Below are 19,337 nucleotides of genomic sequence, written 5' to 3' on the forward strand. Positions count from 1 at the left end.
AAGATGCTTCTTCCTATTTGTTTTTGGTTTTAGCTTTCTTGTAGTCTTCTCTTTCCCATCTTTTCAGGTAAGGGTACGGATCGAACGACCAGTCTACGAGACCATTATCCCGGTATAACCCGTAATGAAGATGAGGAGGAAATTTTCCGGATGTTCCGGATTTCCCGTATCCGGAACTTCCAATACGACCTATTTTTTGTCCCGGTTTTACAATGTCCCCTGGTTTTAATGTTTTCTCATAACGGGACAAATGGGCGTAATAGTGATACACATTATTTAAATCACGAATTCCAATCCTCCATCCTCCATATCTATTCCACCCCATCACTTCAATTACGCCAAAGCAGGTGGCACGAACAGGTACGCCATAACCGGCAAAAATGTCGGTGCCTTCATGAATCCGGAATCCGCCCCAACCGCGGCTAGCTCCCCAAGTGCTTTGATAGGAGTATGACGCAGTGATAGGTAATGGAAAAGCATGTTCATGGAGTTCCAAAGTATTAAAGGCAGCATAAAGCTTCGCAAATTGCTCGATTCGTTCGACACTTCGTGTGTTTTGATAGTACTCCCAGAGTCCGATTCGCATATCTTCAGGGGTTTTTCCTTTTTTGATTATAAGATGGGCCATAGCGGCAAGCCTGTCTGCATCATTATTCAGGTCCGCGACCCCGTCGCCTGAACCGTCCCTTCCAACTCCATTAAAAAAAGTGATGGAAACCAGATTCGTATCCTCATGATCGGGGTTCATCATTCCTACCCAAGCCAGTTTCGGAAAAGTTATGCCAATAACGCTTTCCGGCGGCTTTTTCTTTCTGGAAAGCTGAAGTGTTCGCTCGTATTGGTCAACAGCTGCAAGTAACGTCCAAGGTATTCCCGTCGCTAATGATGCCTTCTCCAGTATATCCCGTCTCTCTTTCAGTAAAGCTCTCCGGTCCTTGAACTTAGGCTTCACTGATTTTGTTTTGGCAGGGGGGGATTCGGCACTGGATGGTGCAGCAATGGCGGGGGAACAAAGAACGGAGACAAGAAGTACGCTGCACAGAAAAAATCTTAAGGCAATAAAACCGGTTGCTTTTTTCCGGTGCTTCATCATGTTCATTCCAACCATTTCCTTTATACAGAAATATAGTTTGTATCTATAAGATGCACGAAGATGGAGCTTTTATCCATCCTTTATTCTGAGTCCGGGGGATGCAAGTGGCATGATTGCCTATTCGTGTTATAATAATCAAAGTAACCGCCGGTTAAACAAAGAGAGAAGGCAAACAAACTGAGAAGGTGAATAAAATGGCGACAAAACCGTTGGAACGGAAGCCGGAGTGGCTGAAAATCAAACTGGCATCTAACGAGAACTTTAAAGACATCAAAAATATGATGCGTTCCAAAACGCTACATACTGTTTGTGAGGAGGCTAAATGCCCCAACATTCACGAATGCTGGGCACAGCATCGGACAGCCACTTTCATGATTCTTGGAGATATATGCACCAGAGCCTGCCGCTTTTGTGCTGTTAATACGGGTATGCCTACGGAACTGGATCTGGAGGAACCGGGCCGTGTTGCGGATGCTGCCGTCCAAATGGGACTTAAGCATTGTGTTATCACATCCGTAGCAAGGGACGATCTGAAGGATGGGGGAGCTTCTATTTTTGCGGCCTGCATTAAAGCTGTAAGATCGAAAAATCCTTTTTGTTCCGTGGAAGTATTGATCCCTGATTTTATGGGAGATGAAGATTCCCTCCGCATTATGATGGATGCAAAGCCTGACATTCTTAACCACAATATTGAAACGGTAAGGCGTCTTTCTGACCGTGTCAGGGCGAAAGCGAAGTATGAACGTTCCCTGGAACTCCTGCGTAGGGCAAAGGAAATGCAGCCGGATATTCCGACCAAATCAAGTCTGATGATTGGTGTTGGGGAAGAATGGAACGAGATTTTGGAAACGATGGATGATTTACGTGCAATAAATTGTGATATTATGACAATCGGACAATATTTACAACCCTCCGTTAAACATTTGCGAGTAGAACGATATTATACTCCGGAGCAGTTTGCAGAGCTGAAGGAAGAAGGAATGAAACGCGGGTTCAAACATGTTGAATCCGGGCCGTTAGTCCGAAGCTCCTACCATGCTCATGAACAGGTGAAATCAGCCAGCAATCCAGCTAACTGATTCTAGGCAGCCGCCGGATGGGAAAGGATGAGTTTGGATGATTCAAATCGGCAACAAGACTTATGTACTGATAGTGGACCACAAAAACGGATGGAATCAGGAAGCGTTCAAAAACCGTTACAGCGAAGTACTTGACCGTTACGATTACATTGTTGGCGACTGGGGATATGATCAGTTGAGGCTTAGAGGATTTTTCCGCGAGAACCATCCAAAGGCTCATAAAGATTCAACGATTGCCTTTTTTCAGGATTATTTGAACGAATACTGTAATTTCGGCTGTGCTTACTTTGTCCTGCATAAGATTACGCAGAAGCAGCTTCAGGCCCAACAGCAGGCCACAGCCCAAATAGAGAAGGCGGACAAAACAAGAAACCATACGCAATCCCAAGAGGAGAGCAAGGAACCTGAAGCCGTCCGGCGGGTAGTCCCGTTAGTACCGGAAGAACAAGAAACATAAAAAGAAATAAAAGAAGGAGCGCCCGCGGGCGCTCTCAGATTGAAGACAAAGTCCCGCGAAATACTACAGTAGCGGGAGTTCTTTATGTTTTTTATCCCTATTTCAAATACAAAATTGAATTTATCAGATGGGCGACCTCTCTTCCAGAGCCAGGTCGCCATTCTTTTGAGGTTCATGGCAGAAAAAACAAGCATTGCCTGCATGGTGACGCTTTTAAGTCCTCGTAAGGTCGTCCACCGCATACCATGCTTCTCCTTTAAATCAGCAAAAACTCGCTCTATGGTTTCTTTTCGCTCTGCGTAAATCCGTTTGTTTTCTTCTGTATGGCGAAGGTGGTCCGCCTCTTCCACACATTCAGCCCAAACATGACGACTAATACGCTTCACTGCCTCTTTACTCTCTGTACATTGTGTCCGGAAAGGACAGGCTTGGCAGATTGCCGGATTCGAGCGATACATTTTATAACCAGCACGGTTCGTTGTTTCGTAAGACAGTATGGCATTTGCCGGACACAGGTAGCAGTCGTAGTGCTCATCGTAAACGTAATCATGCTTTTTAAAGAATTCTTCTTTCGTCTTGGGACGGGTATACGGCAGGACGGGACGAATCTCTTGTTCTTGCAGCATTTTGCAGATGGCTGGTGTTTTATAACCTGCATCCGCGGCAACCGCTTGTGGAGCCGGAACTACGCGAGTAACCTCGTGTAGAACATCTTCAAATACTTGGCTGTCGTGGATATTTCCAGGGGTTACTTTGACGCCGAGTACAAACCCGTTCCGATCACACGCGGTATGGAAGCTGTAGGCGAAAACACGTTCTTACTCTCCCTTCACGAACAAACCACACTCCGGGTCAGTCGTGCTCACCTTCACCTCCTTCTGCGTGACATTGGGCTTTTTTTCGAACGGTTTCTTTCCATGTAGAGCCCGATCTTGATTGATCTCTTCATCAAGCTGATCCTGGTACTTTCGACTTTGCTCCTGAACGATCTGTTTTACATATTTGTTTTTGTTCGCGCTTGCTTTAACATGTGTCGCGTCGATGAAGAGTACGTCAGGTTCAATGAAACCATGCCGGGCAGCTTCTTCGAGGATGCGATGAAAGATTCCCTCAAACAGTCCAGTATCCCGAAAACGGCGCACGTAATTTTTACCCAGCGTGGAGAAATGAGGAATGGGCTGACTGAAGTCATAGCCAATAAACCAACGGTACGCGACGTTGGTTTCAATCTCTTTGATGGTCTGACGCATGGAGCGAATACCAAAAAGGCATTGAATAAGCGCAATTTTAAAAAGAACAACCGGATCAATGCTAGGGCGGCCGTTATCCTCACAGTAAACATCCCGAACCATGTCATAGATGAAACTAAAATCGATGGCGTATTCGATTTTGCGGACCAAATGATCTATAGGTACAAGCTCGTCCAAGGAGACCATGGAAATTTGAGAACGTCCTTCGTAACCGGTTTTTCGCAACATATTCAAGCACTCCCGCACTAGTTATTTACCTATATGATACTATATGAATGCGGTGAATGGTTGGTGTATTTTCGTAAAAAAGACTGTCGACAGGACTTTGTCGACAGTCTGGGAGCGCCCGCGGGCGCTCTTTTTTAAAATTTGGGAGCAAAACGAAATCCCCGATTAAGATGATGGAGTCGTTTCTTTCTGGATTTCCTACTCATGCCCGACAAAAGCCTCCCGGACACGTGTCCAAAAAGGAAACGGCCGGTAGCGGGCGAACTTTACCTTTTTTGTGGAAGAAACTTTACAACGGATGGATACAATATTGCTCAATTGGAAATTGAGATGGTCCAGAGTAACAATCAAAGGCTGCCGGGCTTTTGGGTAAATATCGCAATGATGATGATTGGGAAGGAGCATGGGAGAGCCCAGGGTCCGGTAGACACGATTATTAATAGAAGCAATTTCTGCAATCTGGATCGCCTCCAGTGAAGGATGTACGATAGCTCCGCCGAGACTTTTATTATAAGCTGTACTTCCCGATGGGGTAGATACACAAATCCCGTCCCCCCTGAACATTTCAAACATGTCGTCATTAATATTCAGTTGGGCGACCAGGGTATTTTCAATTCCTTTGATGGTAAACTCGTTTAATGCAACCTGGCGTTCTGTACCTTCTTCCGTTTTGATCTCGATATCGAGGAGCGGATAGCTAACTACCCGCTGTTCTTGCCGGACGGAATCGGAATGGATTAATTGAGCCAGATGTTCAAGCTGATCCGGCTTCCAGTCGGCAAAAAAGCCGAGTCTTCCGGTATGTACACCTACAAAAGCAATGTGGTCGAGTTGATTCGTATACTGATGAAAAGCCTGGAGCATCGTCCCGTCACCACCTATGGAAAGCACAACATCAGGATTTTTTTCATCCTTCTCCATGCCATATTGCCGGGCAAGTACCCGGAATTTGTCGGCCAGGGCGGCTGATACTTGATCGTGACGCTGTACTAATGCATATTTCATGGATTGTCCCTCCTAAGCGCCTGCAGGCGGAGCAGGCTACGATGATCACTGAGCGTTAGGCTATTGATTCACTAGCCAACATACGGAGACTTCTTTTTACATAATAATCAATAACCGAAAAGAACTCAATCCCATGAAGGAGGTCAGGAAGAATGCCGGGCCCATAACAAAATGCTCTTTATTATCCGATAAAGGCAGTACAACAAAGGTATACAAAACAACGTGGCGGCAAATATGACAAAACTGGCTGGCAATGCATAACTTAACCATGAAGATAGCAGGCTTTCTGATCTCATTCCGTCAGCAAAAGCGGGAATCTGGCCTCTAAGGGAACTTAAGGGATTCCAAAGCAGCAGGACGGCTCCGAAGGAGAGAAAGGCATGCACAATGCGGGCTATAAGAAAAGGTCTGTAGCGTAAAGTGGTTTCACTAAGGAGGCTGACAATTTGGGCATGAACGGATAGTCCGGCCCAGGATAATCCGAATGCGGCTACAGCTACTTTTAGAGGTAAAGGGGAGGGATCATTGGCTGCAGCTTTCGCACCCAGTGTAACCTCAAAAAGGCCATTCATCAGTGCATCGGAAAGAGAGCCTGGCATATGAAACAGGGCGAGCATATATCCGAAGGCATGCTGTAATACGGTTAACAGCCTGCCGCTTATTAGAACTTCCATGATAACGGAAAAGAATACTACAAGCCCCCCTACGACTGTCATTAGCTGCAGGGAATTTACAACAGCGTCCGTAAGCAGCTTGCCGAGAGAGCGGCCATCTGAAGTTCGGGCCTCGTGCATAACTTTAAGGGCCCGGAAAAGAAGTGAGCTTATCCGCTTGTCATCGTCACCTTGCTTATTTTTAGGTGTGCCGTCCGCTTTTCTTGCATGAAATCTCATAAGAAATCCTAGCAGTAAGGAAGAACCATAATGGGCTGCTGCCAGGATAACAGCCAGACTTACATCATGAAAAAAGCCGACAGAAACAGCACCGATCAAAAAGATGGGATCCGAACTAGTTGTAAAAGAAACAAGGCGTTCCGCTTCTTCCCGGTTAATCATTTTTTCCTTCCATAAACCGGCCGTTAACTTGGCTCCGACAGGGTAACCGGAAGCAAAACCCATAGCCATAACAAAACCGCCGATGCCGGGAACGCGAAAAAGCGGCCGCATCATTGGGTCGAAAATGGTCCCGAAGAAATGCACCAGTCCGAATCCAAGCATCAGTTCCGCTATGACAAAGAAAGGAAATAATGAAGGGAATAAGACATCCCACCAGATGGAAACTCCTTTAACAGCTGCCCGAAGGCTTTCGGAGGGGAAGACAAGAAAAAGAAAGGCAAGCAAAATGACACACAGTGCCAGACCAAAAAGATGAACTTGGATCTTTTGAATTCGCACGCAATAGACCACCTCCTATTCTTCATCCTATGTGCCGGAGTGGACAGACATTCCGTTATAAACAAGGGTCTGGGGAATTTAGTACTGAAAATGAAAGTCAGGTATGGTAATATAGTACTAGTTCCACTTTCATTCTAAACCTATGGGAGTGATGGAAATGGCCAGCATTTTTGCAGGATTGTTTGTTTGTGCTTTCGTTTATGTGATTAAGGAAAACCTGATCGGAACGACGGAAGAAGATTTGGAAAACTATTAGTCTAATTATTCAAGGGAATACTTTGATTCTTTAACAGTAAAAAGGATGTAACAGGATGAAAGATCACTCTAAACTCACACTCTACGACAGAATGGGCGGAGAAGAGGCAATTCGTAAGCTGGTTGAGGCTTTTTATCCGAAAGTCCAGGCCGACCCGTTGTTGTCTCCGTTATTCCCTGCTGATATTACTCCGGTGATGGAGAAGCAATATTTGTTCTTAACCCAGTTTTTTGGTGGTCCCGCCTTATATTCCGAGAAATACGGTCACCCGATGATGCGGGGCAGGCATCTTCCTTTCCCCATTGATAAGGCCAGAGCGGACGCCTGGCTTGCGTGCATGAGGGCTGCCCTGGAGGAAAGCGGAATAGAAGAGAGTCTGTGTGTTTTTTTGATCGATAGGCTGACAGGTACGGCATACCATTTTATCAACACAGATTAAGAACTTAATTCGATAGGGGATATTGCCATGACACCGACACAGATAGAACCGCTTTATAAGATCGAGATTACTTGCCTGAATTGTAATGAGACCTTCACGACTATGCGGGTGCGTTCGAAGTTCAAACGGACGATCAAGAAGGATACGGACTTTTGCGGTTACTACCAGGGGGTTAATCCCGATCATTATATTGTAAGGGTATGCCCGAATTGCGGTTTTGCAGGAACAGAATATTTCTCGGAAAAGTTTACCCCTGAAGAAAAAGAAGATTTTAAACGAAAGGTAACGGATCGCTGGCAACCTAAGGATTTTGGCCGAAAGCGCACAGGAGAGGATGCTCTTGAATGTCTGAAGCTTGCTCTCCTTTGTGCGCAAATCAAACAGGAAAGCGATAAAGTTATTTCAGGCATCCTTCACCATTTAGCCTGGGAGTACAGAAGACAGGGGAAGGAAGAAGAAGAAAGAAGGTTCCTTAGGTTCGCTCTGGAATCTTATAAGCGCCTGTACGAGATTGAACCCTTTGATCCTCATAATGTCAAATTGATGTATATGATTGGGGAGTTAAACCGCAGACTTGGAGAATACAACGAAGCAATCCGCTGGTTTAGCCTGGTTGTTCAGGATAAGAAAATTATGGATTCCGCAATGATTCGGGCCAGCCGTGAGCAGTGGGATCTTGTTTGCGAAGAATGGAAAGAGCAACTCGGGGAAGAGCTTCCCCAAACTTAACCAGACATAATGAAACGCTTATGGAGCCGGACAAGATTAGTCTGATTCCATAAGCGTTTTGTTTGACCGGTAAAAGATATATCCTTTATGTTAAGGATGGAGAAGCCGCTTCTCCATGATTTTGCAGCTAGACCTTCCTAATAGGCTGGCTTGTTAATAAATAGTCCCGGTCCATATCTACTACAACAACACTGTGATGGCAGCAGGGGAAAACCAGAAGCTTTTTTTTGCCGGCTTGTATATCCCGGATTTCACCAGGCTTAATCGGAATAAGCACATTGTCCCGTTTGCAAAACGGACATTCCGGTACATAAAGATCGTTCATCACAATATCGTAGGGCCACGTGTTTATGAACGGAATCATATTAGCTGTTTTTTCCTTCCTTAGAGTCCAGGTTATGATTTGGGTCCTTAGATCCATTTTCATTTTCCGGAATTGACTTTGCAAGTTCAGATAATTTTTGTAAGAGAATATGCTGAGGCATATGCATCAAGTGCTCCAAAGGGATACCGAGCTGTTTGGAAAGCTTTTGTGCTGTTTCAGCTGAGATTTGAAGGGGTTTTATAAGATCTACTTCCTTTCTATGGAAAATAGTTCTTTTACTCCATTGATATCATATTTTTCCAATACGTGCAATTTATGAATATCAATAACCGGGTAAAAAGGGAAAATCCAATAAGCTTATTTAAGCATACTCCTCTCACATCTTCAATATAGATTGATGTTTCCCTTTTATTTGTGATTTAATAAGGATATCAGTATTAAAATTCTGAAAGGTGTGATTTTTTTGAAAACACCCTTAAACCAGACCTGGGATTTGGATACCTTTTTTAAAGGGGGAAGTGCCTCCCCGGAATTCGCTTCGTTCCTGGAGGAAACTAAACAGAGAATTGCTGAATTTAAAGAAAATTTGGCGGCGGCGAAAGCCCCTCAAAATGCACAGGAAGGAGAACAGCTTTTTGAACTGGTTAACCAGTCCCAATCCATTTCACAGCGGCTGGGAGAAGCCATGTCTTTCACAGGCTGCCTGGCGTCGGATAATCATAAAGATAAGAAAGCCCAACTTCTGTCCGGACAAGTGAAGAGCCTTTATGCAGAATATGAGGCTTCCTTAACCCGTTTTGATCAATTGCTGAGTGAGACAGAAGATAATGTATGGAATCAGCTTCTGGATTCTGCTGAATTCTCGGGCATAAGATTCCCGCTAAATGAACGCCGGGACCTTGCCAAGGAAAAACTTTCTCCAGAAATGGAGGCTTTAATCAGCGATCTCTCTGTTGACGGTTATCATGGCTGGGGAGATTTGTATGATGTGACCGTGAGCCGGTTCCGTATGGAAGTCGAGGAGGACGGTAATAAGCTGGAACTCTCCGCAGGCCAGGCTTTTAATAAACTCCATACTTCCGATAAAGAAAAGCGCCATCAATATATGGAATTGTGGGAGCAAGCGTGGGAAGAGCAAGGGGAGTATTGTGCGGACGAATTGAATCGACTTGCCGGATTCCGTCTTCAGGTTTATAAACATAGAGGCTGGAAGTCTGTACATAAAGAACCGCTTGCCATCAATCGGATGTCCGAACAGACACTGAATGTAATGTGGGACGTAATTGAACGAAACAAGGGGATATTTGTAGAATACCTGAACCGCAAAGCTAAGTTGATGGGATTGGAAAAGCTCGGTTGGGTCGATGTGGAAGCCCCGCTCGGTGGAGATACGAAAAAGATCAGCTATGATGAAGGGGCCAAGCTGATTGTGGAGCAATTCCGCAACTTTAGCCCGAAAATGGCTGAATTTGCCGAGATGGCGTTCGAGAACCGTTGGATAGAAGCGGAAGACCGTCCAGGCAAACGTCCGGGAGGTTTTTGTACGTCGTTCCCACTATCCGAACAAACCCGTATTTTTATGACCTATGGAGGAACTGCCGACAATGTATCCACATTGGCACACGAATTGGGACACGGTTATCACCAGCATCTGATGAACGATATGCCGGATCTGGCTCAGCAATACGCGATGAACGTAGCTGAGACAGCGTCCACCTTTGCAGAAATGATCGTGGCCGATGCCACGGTTAAGAATGCGGTTACGGATCAGGAACGCATCATTTTGCTGGAAGATAAGATTCAGCGCTCTGTTGCTTTCTTCATGAATATTCACGCCCGCTTTATTTTCGAAACCAATTTCTATGAAGAGCGCCGTAAGGGACTGGTCAGCATCGAACGCTTGAACGAACTTATGGTGGAAGCACAGAAAAAGGCTTTCCACGATGCGCTAAGCTCTTATCATCCGCATTTTTGGGCGGCCAAACTGCACTTTTACTCAACCGATGTGCCGTTCTATAATTTCCCATATACTTTTGGTTATCTGTTCAGTAGCGGCATCTATGCGCGGGCAATCGAAGAAGGTCCAACCTTTGAAGAGAAATATGCTTCTCTGCTTAGGGATACAGGCAGTATGACAGTAGAAGATCTTGCTCAGAAACATCTCGGAGTAGATTTGACTAAACCGGATTTCTGGCAGAGTGCAGTCGATATGGCTATTGCCGATGTAAACAAATTTATGGAGCTGACCCAATCTCAAGTAAACGGCTAGCAGACAATAAACATCCATTCCAGGCATAGCCGGCCAACGATATATTGAATGGAAAGAAGAGACCTCTCCTTTGGTGATGTATGTAGTAACTACATGTTTACCAAGGAAAGGTTTCTTTTTGTTTGATATGTGATGTTATGATTTGAATTTTAGTTCGCAAAAAGATAAAATTTGGAATATTATCAATATTTTCAGAACGGCTCAACCTTTTTGAGTATGAAATGCTGGTGCAGTTTATTAAGATTATTCCTGATATATACGAATCAGTCCATTTCAGAAATCGCTTTCTTGTTCAAGTTTTGCAGCCAAAGCTATTATACACGATATTTAAAAAGTTAACGGGTAATAACGCCGAGACAGTTCCGCAGGGATAATTCCGGTAAGTAGAAACTCGAATATCCGTATAGTTTATTCATACTTCAGACCTATTCAAAAATCTGCGAAATTTTACAATGTTCTAACATAAATAGTTCTTTAGGTTTAGGGATTTGTAAAAATTTGTTGAATTAGTAAAATTAATGTAGTATAGTAAGGCTATATACCTATATTTGTAAAGGATAAAGAAAGGAGAGAAGTAATGAGATTGGAGCATATACCGCTTGCCCGCCAAGTGGAGATCGCATTTCGTGCCATGAAAAAGGAACTCATTGAATTATCTTCAGGAACAGTACTCATTCAGATCCGCAACAACATGATCGGCAAATTTGGGATAAGACATCTTCCCCTGGAAGCGATGGATGGCCAAGTAAATAAAGCCGGGAGAGGGTTAACCAATTCCCAGTTTGAACAGTTCAGAAAAATGGCGATAGATTCCCTCAAGTACAAGGTGAACTGGACACATGGGGAAATCTTATTTGATTTTATGGTAAAAAAAGGAACTTTGTACACCAGTGTACAGTTTGAGTCTAACTATATTCTACGACTTAAACCCCTTGTAGCATAAGGGGTTTTTATTTTGAAGATTTCATTTTCCCACATTTTGCCCACAAGTTAATTCAAAACAAAACTGCACCCAACTGACTTGCCGCGTCTTTCTGCATGTTTGGTAATACGTGTGAATAGGTATCCATTGTTGTCTTTATTGTAGCGTGTCCGAGCATTTCCTGTACGATTTTTGGATTTACGTTAGATCCCAGCAAAGTTGTTGCGAATGTATGGCGAAGCCCATGCATTGTAATTTCAGGTACACCTGCTCCTTTAATTGTCTTCGCAAGTTGTTTATCTAATGAATTAGGGTATAATATCCCTTTAGTTTTCGGGCTTGGAAATAGTAGATTTAACTCATTAGCCGGGCATTCTAACTTCCACTGTTTCATTACTTTGATAGTAGGTTCCGGCAGTTGGATTGTACGGATCGCACTCTCCGTCTTCGGCATATCTTTCAAATAAAGCTTTCTTTGGGCATAAACTATTGTTCTTTTTATACTTACAATCCCCTTTTTTGTATCTACGTCATCCCAAATAAGGCCGAGTAATTCCCCCTTTCTCATCCCCGATGTGAGTGCTAAAAGAAAAATTACATAATAAAGCTTAGGTCCGTCTTTAGCATAATCTAAAAATTTCCTCTGATCTTCAACCGTCCAAGTTTTCATTTTAGTATTTTTTCTACTTAGCGACGGTTTTTTCACGAGCGGAATTGGGTTTCTACTGATCATATTCCATTTGACTGCTTGCGTGAAAGCTTTACTTAGTAAATTCCCGATGTTTTGGACGTACCCGGCCCCGTAATGTTCACGAAGACTGTTGTAAAATTTCTGAACATGATTAGGGGTAAGATCAGTAAGTCTTAAACTCCCAATGTTCGGTTGTATATGATTCTTTACAAACGTCATACGTTGCTCGTAAGTGTTAGGGGCAACCTCATACTTAAGTGTATTTTCCACGAAATCCAATAGGAATTCCCCTACGGTAAGTTTTGTTGGCTCAACGTAAGTCCCGTTTAACAATTCTGACTGTATCCTTACAGCAGCTTCTTGAGCCTCTTCCTTTGTTCTAAATCCGCCTACCTCTTTCTGCTTTCGTTTTCCTGTTTTTGGATCGGTGATATCGTACCGATAGTACCACTTTGCCCCACATGTACAGCGTCTCCGCTCAGGTGGGCACTTGCAATTACGTTTACGAAATGTTCCTGCCATCGTGCTCAATCCTCCTTGCGAATATATGTTCGGTTTAATATGTATGTTAAACAGCCTTGCGGCTGGAAAGCGCAAAGAATTAATATTCCAACATTTTAACTAAAACAAGGGGGTCAAAAAAAATTATATAGCTCTTGAAAAAAGCATAATGTTCATACTTTCTCCGATAATAATCAAGAGTCATTTCCAAAAAATCTTCAGTTATACCCAGAAATTCTGCCAACTCAAATTTATTACAGACGCCAGATTCGTAAGCGCTGACAAAGTCATTAAGTGTAACTAATCTTTGGCAGGCCCAGTCTCTGGCTCTAATTTCTTGTTTTCGGTTTCTTATATCTGATTGGTCAAGTATATTACCTGAGGAGGTATGATAATGGCCTAGTTCTTCAGAGAGGATACACTTCTTTTCTATGGTGGTAGTTATACATTTGTTAATCCATATTGTATTGTTACAGTACAAACCTTTTATAGAACCTCTTATATTTTCTTCGAAGATGTCCACACCATGCTGTGACGCTTCTATGAGCAGTTGTTCGTATGTCATGGCTGCGTTACTCCTGATTTTTTCTTTTTGATTTCACAAACTCCTTAAAACGTTCAATTTCCTCTAATTCTTCCTCCGTCCACTCCCCGTCATGGTGAGCGGCTATAGTATAAACCTCTCCAGATGTTTCTCTCCCAAGCAGGTAATCCGTTGAGACTGCAAAAATGTCCGCTAAATCACGTAAAACATTGCCCGGCGGGATAACCCTTCCAGCCTCGTAGTTCGCAATATTTGTCCGCTTCATACCAAGCATTTCCGCCAATTCATCTTGCGTAAGGCCTTTTTCTTCACGTAATTTTTTAATCCTTAATCCCATTTGTTTTTTCTCTTTTTCATTCACTAATAAACGCCCCCCCTTCGAAAAAAAGGTTTATAAAAATGACGTTTCGGGCTTGACGTTTGTTTAAATGACGTGATATGATGTCAGTGTCAATAAAAAGCACATCGGAAAGGAGGTAAACCATATGGACAGTAGTTTATCTCGCAGACAAATATTCCTAAAATATCGTCGTCAATTTAACGTCACCTAACGCCAATTATCAATAGACATGAACGTCAGCGAGAGTCATATCCGCAATATAGAAAGCGGAAGAGGTAATCCGGATGCAAAACTGCTTTTTAAACTAGCTAAGTATTTTGAGACTACTCCGGAAAATCTTTTTCCAGACCTTGCTGATGTAGAAATATGTCGTTCGGTTTCGCACTAATTGTCATTATTATAAACCATCATTTAAAATAACGCAAGTTAAAATTACATATATTTCAAAAAATTTATAGAGGGGGGGCAAAAACGTGGACCAACTGCCAAATATCTTGACCGCAAAGCAGGTGGCCGATTATCTTGGATGGCACATCAATACAGTTTACGCTCGTTGCACAAGTGGGGTATTGCCCAGTTTTAAAAGTGGTAACAGTCGCAGAATTAGAAAGGAGGCATTTTTGGAATGGATAGAAAGCATGGAGAAGAAATTCTAACTAAGATGTGGGAGCTTATGGAGCAAGTAATCCGCGAATGTGCAGGTGAAAATTTAGAAAACCTTGATTCTGTTGTACACCTTGCCCTTAAGCAAGCAACAGCGGAAAACGTTCCTGAGAAAGTTTCGATAATGCTTTCGGAAAAAACATTAGAAGCGTACAAGAAGCTCAAAGAAGAACGGAGACTTAAGAAAGCTAGTCCTACTAAACCACAGTAAAGGAGGTGAGAAAAGTATGATTGGTATCCACCCGATTCATAGGCGGCTTGCGGAGTTGCACATGCTTTCGAAAAAACGCGAACTAACCCCATTAGAGTGGGCAGATTTAACGCACTGCATAAAGCAAAATGCGACATTGGTACTTAAATTAGATTGGCTTAAAGAGCTTAGCGTCACAGCTTACGCAATGCAAGATACCGATTGGCAACATGAAATATGTGCCCAAATTAAAGAAATAGAACGCACTCTCGATTTTCCAGTAATTTGAAAGGAGGTGAACAACATGTACAATTTTAAAGCCGCGCGGCAAAGGATCGAAGAATTGAAATTGATATACCGCCAAAACAAAAAGCACCATCAAGAAGATGGCACTTGGGACTGGTGGTTGATGGCTCAAATAGAAGAAATAGAAAAAGAAATCCATAAAAATAGAACGGCTGTCCTGCACGACGACCGTTCTGCCAAAAAAAAGGTATACCCAATCATAACACAATGGGGAGGCGCTAATCAATGAAAGTAACCGGAATTGTAAGGAAACTTGACGAATTAGGGCGGGTAGTAATCCCAAAAGAACTCCGTACTACTTTAGGCATTGGTGAAAAAGACGCTCTGGAAATCTATGTAGACGGTGAGCGCATTATGCTGAAGAAATATAACCCGGGCTGCTATCTCTGTGGTGGAATTAGTGGCGATTTACAGACATTTTTCGGCCGTAACATCTGTCAGAAATGCATCGAGGAGATCAGTAACCACGCGGATAAGATCAAAGAAAGCCTATCACATACCGCTGAATAATTTCCAATTTTTCTTATAGGAGGAATTTGAAAATGAGTAAGAGCGCAAGAATCTCATTGGAATCCCTAGCAAATGGTGGTGTCGTTGAACGTTTTGAACAGGAGTTGGCAAAGGTATTTGCTAATATTGGTGATCCCAACACCAGTGCTAAAGCGGCGCGGAAGATCAATCTGTCTTTGTCAATCAAGCCTGATGAGAAACGGGAAATAGCCGAAGTCACCATTCAGGCCACGACCACACTAGCCCCATCAAAGGAACTGATGACTACGATCATCATGGACCGTGATAATGACGGGAAGGTTGTCGGTGCTGAACTTAAGTCCAACATGCAGGGACAGACCTACCTGGGGGATGATGGCGAAGTGCGAAGCGATGTCGGCGACAAAATCAAACGAATCTATTAATCAAATCCAAAACCCAAATCATAGGAGGAATTAAATATGTTTAATCGCGATGCATTGGAATATCTTTCGGAGCAAGGCCAGCCGGAAATTATTGAAGTTAATGGACAGCAGTATGCTACACACCAACTGTACGAGGTGGTAGAACCGACGCCGGAACCGCTGGTAGTACGTAATCTTTCTGGATTGATAGATTACTTGAAATCTGAGTTTGATAAGCAAGCTCCACTCTTAGTTCATGTAGTCAGTCCTACACAAGTAACGGTTGTATCTTCGTATAACAATGATTATGCACGGAAGGAAATCATCAAGGCTGAGGCATTGCTGCCAGAATATCGGTTCGGCTCCTACTATGAAGCTGAAGATTTTATCATCAAACTGCAATCTGGGTTCGTGGCGAACGAGGACCGTGCGAAGTTGCTCAAAGTCGTTGGAAATGTCAAGGAAGAAAACGTACGAAGCATCGGAGATGACGGCGTTTCGCAGTCTGTGACAGCCAAGACTGGCGTCGCAACAGTAGAGGATGTTAAGGTGCCTAATCCGGTACTGCTGGCTCCATATCGTACCTTTGTCGAAGTGATTCAGCCGGAATCTGCTTTCGTCTTCCGGATGAAAAACGGACCGCTGGCTGCGCTGTTTGAAGCCGATGGAGGCGCTTGGCGTAATGCGGCTATTGATGCAGTGGCTACTTACCTAGTTGAAAAATTATCAGAACTGATTGAAACAGGTCAGATTGTTGTCATTGCATAAGCCAAGCCTAAAGGGGCGGTTGTAATGCCGCCCTTCATTTAACCAAGCAACAAGGAGGATTGAGCGTGATCAAAATTAATAAGCTGGAAATCGAAAATGTCAAACGAGTAAAGGCCGTTAAAATCGAGCCAACGACTTCCGGGTTGACGGTTGTCGGCGGGAAGAATAATCAAGGCAAAACAAGCGTGCTGGATGCCATTGCGTGGGGGTTAGGCGGTAATAAGTATCGGCCTTCACAAGCAAAACGGGAAGGATCAGCGGTGCCTCCCCATCTCCACATCGTGCTGTCGAACGGCTTGGTCGTGGAGCGCAAAGGTAAAAATTCGGATTTGAAGGTAATTGATCCGAACGGCCAGAAAGGAGGCCAGCAGCTGCTCGACAGCTTCGTGGAAGAATTGGCCATTGATCTGCCCAAGTTCATGAATGCCAGCAACAAGGAAAAGGCCAATATTCTGCTCCGCATTATCGGCGTTGGTGACAAACTGCATGAACTGGAAACCAAGGAACAGGAAGTCTATAACCAGCGCCATGCCATTGGGAAGATTGCGGATCAGAAAGCCAAGTACGCCAAGGAGCAGCCTTATTATCCGGACGCGCCGAAGGAACCCGTATCTGCGGCGGAGCTCATTCGTCAACAGCAAGAGATACTTGCGAAAAACGGTGAGAACCAGCGCAAGCGGCAACGATTGAATTATTTTGAAGCTGAACGCGAGGCCAAAGGAAAAGAAATCGCCCGATTGGAAGCCGAATTGATAAAGCTTAAGGAAGAGTATATGAAAATCGGCGAAGATTTAGCGATTGCCCGTAAGGATGCCCTCGATCTCCACGACGAATCGACGGCAGAGCTTGAAGCCAACATTCAGCAGATCGACGAGATCAATCGCAAAGTTAGAGCCAATTTGGACAAAGACAAGGCAGAGGCGGATGCCAGTGAATACCGGGTGCAGTATGACAAACTTTCAGCCGAAATCACGGAGATTCGCCAACAGAAAACAGACTTGCTTAAGAATGCGAATCTGCCACTACCTAGCCTGTCCGTTGAGGACGGGGAACTGGTCTATAACGGCCAGAAGTGGGACAACATGAGCGGCGCGGATCAATTAAAAGTTTCCATGGCGATCGTGCGGAAGCTCAAACCAGATTGCGGTTTTATCCTATTAGACAAATTGGAGCAGATGGATATCGATACTCTTCGCGAATTCGGCCAATGGCTGGAGCAGGAAGGATTGCAGGCCATCGCGACGCGCGTCAGTACCGGAGATGAATGCTCCATTATCATCGAAGACGGTTATGTAGCCGGCCAGGAGCTAACACAGTCTAAACAAGACTCAGTTCAACAGCCAGAAACAAAAGCATGGAAAGCAGGTGAATTTTAATCATGTTCGAGGTTATCAGTGGAAAAGTTGAAAAGGCCAAGAAAGTTGTTCTATACGGACCTGAGGGGATTGGAAAATCCTCTCTGGCGGCCCAATTCCCTAACCCTGTCTTCATTGACACAGAAGGTTCTACCACAGAGATGGATGTTCAGCGCTTGAAAAAGCCGACGAGCTGGGAAATGCTCCGGCAACAAGTGGAGTGGGTAAAGCAGCAGGCGGGCCGGTTTGGAACGCTCGTCATCGATACTATCGATTGGGCGGAAATGCTTTGCGTGGAAAGTATTTGCGTGCGGCATGGAAAGAAGGGGATTGAGGATTTCGGGTATGGCAATGGCTATGTTTATACGAAAGAGGAATTCGGCCGCTTTTTAAATCTGCTCAGTGATGTGATCGAAGCCGGCATTCATGTTGTCTTGGTCGCCCATGCCCAGATTGTGAAATTTGAGCAGCCAGACGAAATGGGGGCCTATGACCGCTATCAGTTGAAGCTCGGAAAGAAAACGAGCTCACAGACAGCACCGCTGGTCAAGGAATGGGCTGACATGGTCTTATTTATCAATTATAAAACATTCAGCGTTGCTACTGACGATAAAGGGCGAAAACACAAAGGGCAGGGCGGTGCCCGTATGGTTTACGCAACCCATCATCCGGCTTGGGATGCGAAAAACCGTCATGGGCTGCCCGATGAGTTTCCACTGGACTATTCCCATATTGCTCATATTTTTAACAAAGCTACTACGGCCACACCTTTCACGCCGGAAACTCCGATTGATCAGGCCTCGACGCCAGCACCGAGTCCGACGGCAACTACTGATCCTGAGCCTTTACAGCAACCGGCTCCAGAAAGTGTTCCTGAAATGCAACTCGATCCCAACATCCCGCGATCTCTGCGAGATTTAATGATTCAGCATCAAGTTGCGGAATGGGAGATTCAGATGGTTGTTAACCAAAAGGGATATTACCCGCAAGATACGCCAATCACCAATTATGACTCAAATTTTGTTGAAGGTGTACTTGTTGGGGCATGGCCTCAAGTCTTTAACATGATTCAAGAAATAAGGGATAAAGTCCCATTTTAATACACAACACAGGAGGAATTATACATGAGTCAAATGGAAAGGGAATTAAGCTGGGATGATGAGATTGAAAAAGACGGTGGAGAGTTTATCGTTCTTCCTGCAGGCGACTACGATTTTACGGTCAAGAAATTTGAACGTGGACGGTTTGCTGGCAGTGAAAAAATGCCGGCTTGCAACCAAGCAAAGCTGGAATTGGCGGTTCATTCGCCTGAACATGGCGATGTGGTCGTATTTCACAATCTGTTCCTGCATACGAAAACCGAAGGGCTGCTGTCCAACTTCTTTGCCGGTATCGGCCAGAAGAAGAAGGGCGAGAAGCTTAAAATGAACTGGAATACGGTTGTCGGCTCTAAGGGGCGTTTAAAACTTGAAATTAATAAATTTACCGGCCGGGACGGCGTGGAACGGACCAACAATCAGGTGAAGACCTTTTATCCGTATGACGAGGTATATGGTCAGCAGCAACAATCACAACATCAGGCGCCTTTCCCAACAAATCAGCAAAACAGCTTTACACCGGGCCAATTTTAGGAGGTAATC

The 19,337-nt window shown here is 44.3% G+C and carries 25 protein-coding genes and 1 pseudogene; 17 read left to right on the forward strand and 9 right to left on the reverse strand.

What is annotated here, in order from left to right; all coding sequences use genetic code 11:
• Positions 1–13: 13 nt before the first annotated feature.
• Positions 14–1,090, reverse strand: coding sequence for a M23 family metallopeptidase (locus BXP28_RS02035; protein ID WP_042119748.1), 1,077 nt, complete (start codon positions 1,088–1,090; stop codon positions 14–16).
• Between the two features lie 197 nt (positions 1,091–1,287).
• On the opposite strand from BXP28_RS02035, the gene lipA reads away from it, so the two are divergent.
• Both lipA and BXP28_RS02045 read left to right on the forward strand, forming a co-directional pair.
• A complete protein-coding gene (gene lipA / locus BXP28_RS02040) occupies positions 1,288–2,172 on the forward strand; it encodes a lipoyl synthase (RefSeq protein ID WP_036658289.1) in 885 nt (294 codons plus the stop codon).
• A 37-nt stretch (positions 2,173–2,209) separates the two neighbouring features.
• A complete protein-coding gene (locus BXP28_RS02045) occupies positions 2,210–2,629 on the forward strand; it encodes a YutD family protein (protein ID WP_023482946.1) in 420 nt (139 codons plus the stop codon).
• Between the two features lie 140 nt (positions 2,630–2,769).
• Here the strand turns inward: BXP28_RS02045 and BXP28_RS02050 are convergent.
• The 3 genes and pseudogenes from BXP28_RS02050 to ylbJ all read right to left on the reverse strand — a co-directional run.
• Positions 2,770–4,107: pseudogene (locus BXP28_RS02050) on the reverse strand (IS1182 family transposase); the annotation flags it as partial.
• Positions 4,108–4,305: 198 nt separating this feature from the next.
• Positions 4,306–5,112 (reverse strand): NAD kinase, encoded by an 807-nt coding sequence (locus BXP28_RS02055; protein WP_023483243.1) that lies wholly within the window; start codon positions 5,110–5,112, stop codon positions 4,306–4,308.
• Between the two features lie 143 nt (positions 5,113–5,255).
• Positions 5,256–6,506 (reverse strand): sporulation integral membrane protein YlbJ, encoded by a 1,251-nt coding sequence (ylbJ, locus tag BXP28_RS02060; protein ID WP_023483244.1) that lies wholly within the window; start codon positions 6,504–6,506, stop codon positions 5,256–5,258.
• Between the two features lie 311 nt (positions 6,507–6,817).
• Here ylbJ and BXP28_RS02065 point away from each other — a divergent pair, with 311 nt between their 5' ends.
• Both BXP28_RS02065 and BXP28_RS02070 read left to right on the forward strand, forming a co-directional pair.
• Positions 6,818–7,201: a globin domain-containing protein gene (locus BXP28_RS02065; RefSeq protein WP_036658291.1), complete on the forward strand. Its 384-nt coding sequence runs from the start codon at positions 6,818–6,820 to the stop codon at positions 7,199–7,201.
• A 27-nt stretch (positions 7,202–7,228) separates the two neighbouring features.
• Positions 7,229–7,930, forward strand: a complete 702-nt coding sequence (locus BXP28_RS02070; RefSeq protein WP_077584863.1) for a DUF2225 domain-containing protein — start codon at positions 7,229–7,231, stop codon at positions 7,928–7,930.
• A gap of 127 nt (positions 7,931–8,057) precedes the next feature.
• On the opposite strand, the gene BXP28_RS02075 is transcribed toward BXP28_RS02070, so the two are convergent.
• Positions 8,058–8,294 (reverse strand): hypothetical protein, encoded by a 237-nt coding sequence (locus BXP28_RS02075; RefSeq protein WP_036658295.1) that lies wholly within the window; start codon positions 8,292–8,294, stop codon positions 8,058–8,060.
• A 1-nt stretch (position 8,295) separates the two neighbouring features.
• On the reverse strand, positions 8,296–8,496 hold the full coding sequence (locus tag BXP28_RS02080) for a YycC family protein (RefSeq protein WP_077584864.1): 201 nt from the start codon (positions 8,494–8,496) through the stop codon (positions 8,296–8,298).
• Between the two features lie 222 nt (positions 8,497–8,718).
• On the opposite strand from BXP28_RS02080, the gene BXP28_RS02085 reads away from it, so the two are divergent.
• Both BXP28_RS02085 and BXP28_RS02090 read left to right on the forward strand, forming a co-directional pair.
• Positions 8,719–10,524 (forward strand): M3 family oligoendopeptidase, encoded by a 1,806-nt coding sequence (locus BXP28_RS02085; RefSeq protein WP_036658297.1) that lies wholly within the window; start codon positions 8,719–8,721, stop codon positions 10,522–10,524.
• A 577-nt stretch (positions 10,525–11,101) separates the two neighbouring features.
• A complete protein-coding gene (locus BXP28_RS02090; protein ID WP_023483248.1) occupies positions 11,102–11,467 on the forward strand; it encodes a hypothetical protein in 366 nt (121 codons plus the stop codon).
• Between the two features lie 52 nt (positions 11,468–11,519).
• Here the strand turns inward: BXP28_RS02090 and BXP28_RS02095 are convergent, their stop codons facing one another.
• From BXP28_RS02095 to BXP28_RS02105, 3 genes are all read right to left on the reverse strand, one after another.
• Complete coding sequence (locus BXP28_RS02095) at positions 11,520–12,659, reverse strand: site-specific integrase (protein ID WP_051428101.1); 1,140 nt, start codon at positions 12,657–12,659, stop codon at positions 11,520–11,522.
• A 79-nt stretch (positions 12,660–12,738) separates the two neighbouring features.
• Positions 12,739–13,203 (reverse strand): ImmA/IrrE family metallo-endopeptidase, encoded by a 465-nt coding sequence (locus BXP28_RS02100; protein WP_036658299.1) that lies wholly within the window; start codon positions 13,201–13,203, stop codon positions 12,739–12,741.
• 7 nt (positions 13,204–13,210) lie between these two features.
• Positions 13,211–13,543, reverse strand: a complete 333-nt coding sequence (locus BXP28_RS02105) for a helix-turn-helix domain-containing protein (RefSeq protein ID WP_235430715.1) — start codon at positions 13,541–13,543, stop codon at positions 13,211–13,213.
• Positions 13,544–13,751: 208 nt separating this feature from the next.
• On the opposite strand from BXP28_RS02105, the gene BXP28_RS02110 reads away from it, so the two are divergent.
• From BXP28_RS02110 to BXP28_RS02160, 11 genes are all read left to right on the forward strand, one after another.
• A complete protein-coding gene (locus BXP28_RS02110) occupies positions 13,752–13,910 on the forward strand; it encodes a helix-turn-helix transcriptional regulator (protein WP_241466832.1) in 159 nt (52 codons plus the stop codon).
• Between the two features lie 121 nt (positions 13,911–14,031).
• Positions 14,032–14,178, forward strand: coding sequence for a helix-turn-helix domain-containing protein (locus BXP28_RS02115; RefSeq protein WP_235430716.1), 147 nt, complete (start codon positions 14,032–14,034; stop codon positions 14,176–14,178).
• A complete protein-coding gene (locus BXP28_RS02120; RefSeq protein WP_046655182.1) occupies positions 14,148–14,396 on the forward strand; it encodes a hypothetical protein in 249 nt (82 codons plus the stop codon). The genes BXP28_RS02115 and BXP28_RS02120 overlap by 31 nt, the downstream gene beginning before the upstream one ends.
• A gap of 16 nt (positions 14,397–14,412) precedes the next feature.
• Positions 14,413–14,664, forward strand: coding sequence for a DUF7667 family protein (locus BXP28_RS02125; RefSeq protein WP_036658305.1), 252 nt, complete (start codon positions 14,413–14,415; stop codon positions 14,662–14,664).
• Positions 14,665–14,679: 15 nt separating this feature from the next.
• Positions 14,680–14,910, forward strand: a complete 231-nt coding sequence (locus BXP28_RS02130; protein ID WP_036658306.1) for a hypothetical protein — start codon at positions 14,680–14,682, stop codon at positions 14,908–14,910.
• Positions 14,907–15,191 (forward strand): AbrB/MazE/SpoVT family DNA-binding domain-containing protein, encoded by a 285-nt coding sequence (locus BXP28_RS02135; RefSeq protein WP_036658308.1) that lies wholly within the window; start codon positions 14,907–14,909, stop codon positions 15,189–15,191. Before BXP28_RS02130 ends, BXP28_RS02135 begins: the two co-directional genes overlap by 4 nt.
• 32 nt (positions 15,192–15,223) lie before the next feature.
• Positions 15,224–15,595, forward strand: a complete 372-nt coding sequence (locus BXP28_RS02140) for a hypothetical protein (protein WP_036658310.1) — start codon at positions 15,224–15,226, stop codon at positions 15,593–15,595.
• A 36-nt stretch (positions 15,596–15,631) separates the two neighbouring features.
• Positions 15,632–16,342 (forward strand): hypothetical protein, encoded by a 711-nt coding sequence (locus BXP28_RS02145; protein ID WP_036658312.1) that lies wholly within the window; start codon positions 15,632–15,634, stop codon positions 16,340–16,342.
• Positions 16,343–16,407: 65 nt separating this feature from the next.
• Positions 16,408–17,718 carry an AAA family ATPase gene (locus BXP28_RS02150; RefSeq protein ID WP_036658314.1) on the forward strand — a complete coding sequence of 437 codons (1,311 nt, stop codon included), beginning with the start codon at positions 16,408–16,410 and terminating at the stop codon, positions 17,716–17,718.
• Between the two features lie 2 nt (positions 17,719–17,720).
• A complete protein-coding gene (locus BXP28_RS02155) occupies positions 17,721–18,797 on the forward strand; it encodes an ATP-binding protein (protein WP_023483362.1) in 1,077 nt (358 codons plus the stop codon).
• Positions 18,798–18,821: 24 nt separating this feature from the next.
• Positions 18,822–19,328 carry a hypothetical protein gene (locus BXP28_RS02160; protein ID WP_036658315.1) on the forward strand — a complete coding sequence of 169 codons (507 nt, stop codon included), beginning with the start codon at positions 18,822–18,824 and terminating at the stop codon, positions 19,326–19,328.
• Positions 19,329–19,337 lie beyond the last annotated feature (9 nt).

This window comes from Paenibacillus larvae subsp. larvae, from assembly GCF_002003265.1.
GTDB classification, from domain to species: Bacteria; Bacillota; Bacilli; order Paenibacillales; family NBRC-103111; genus Paenibacillus_H; species Paenibacillus_H larvae.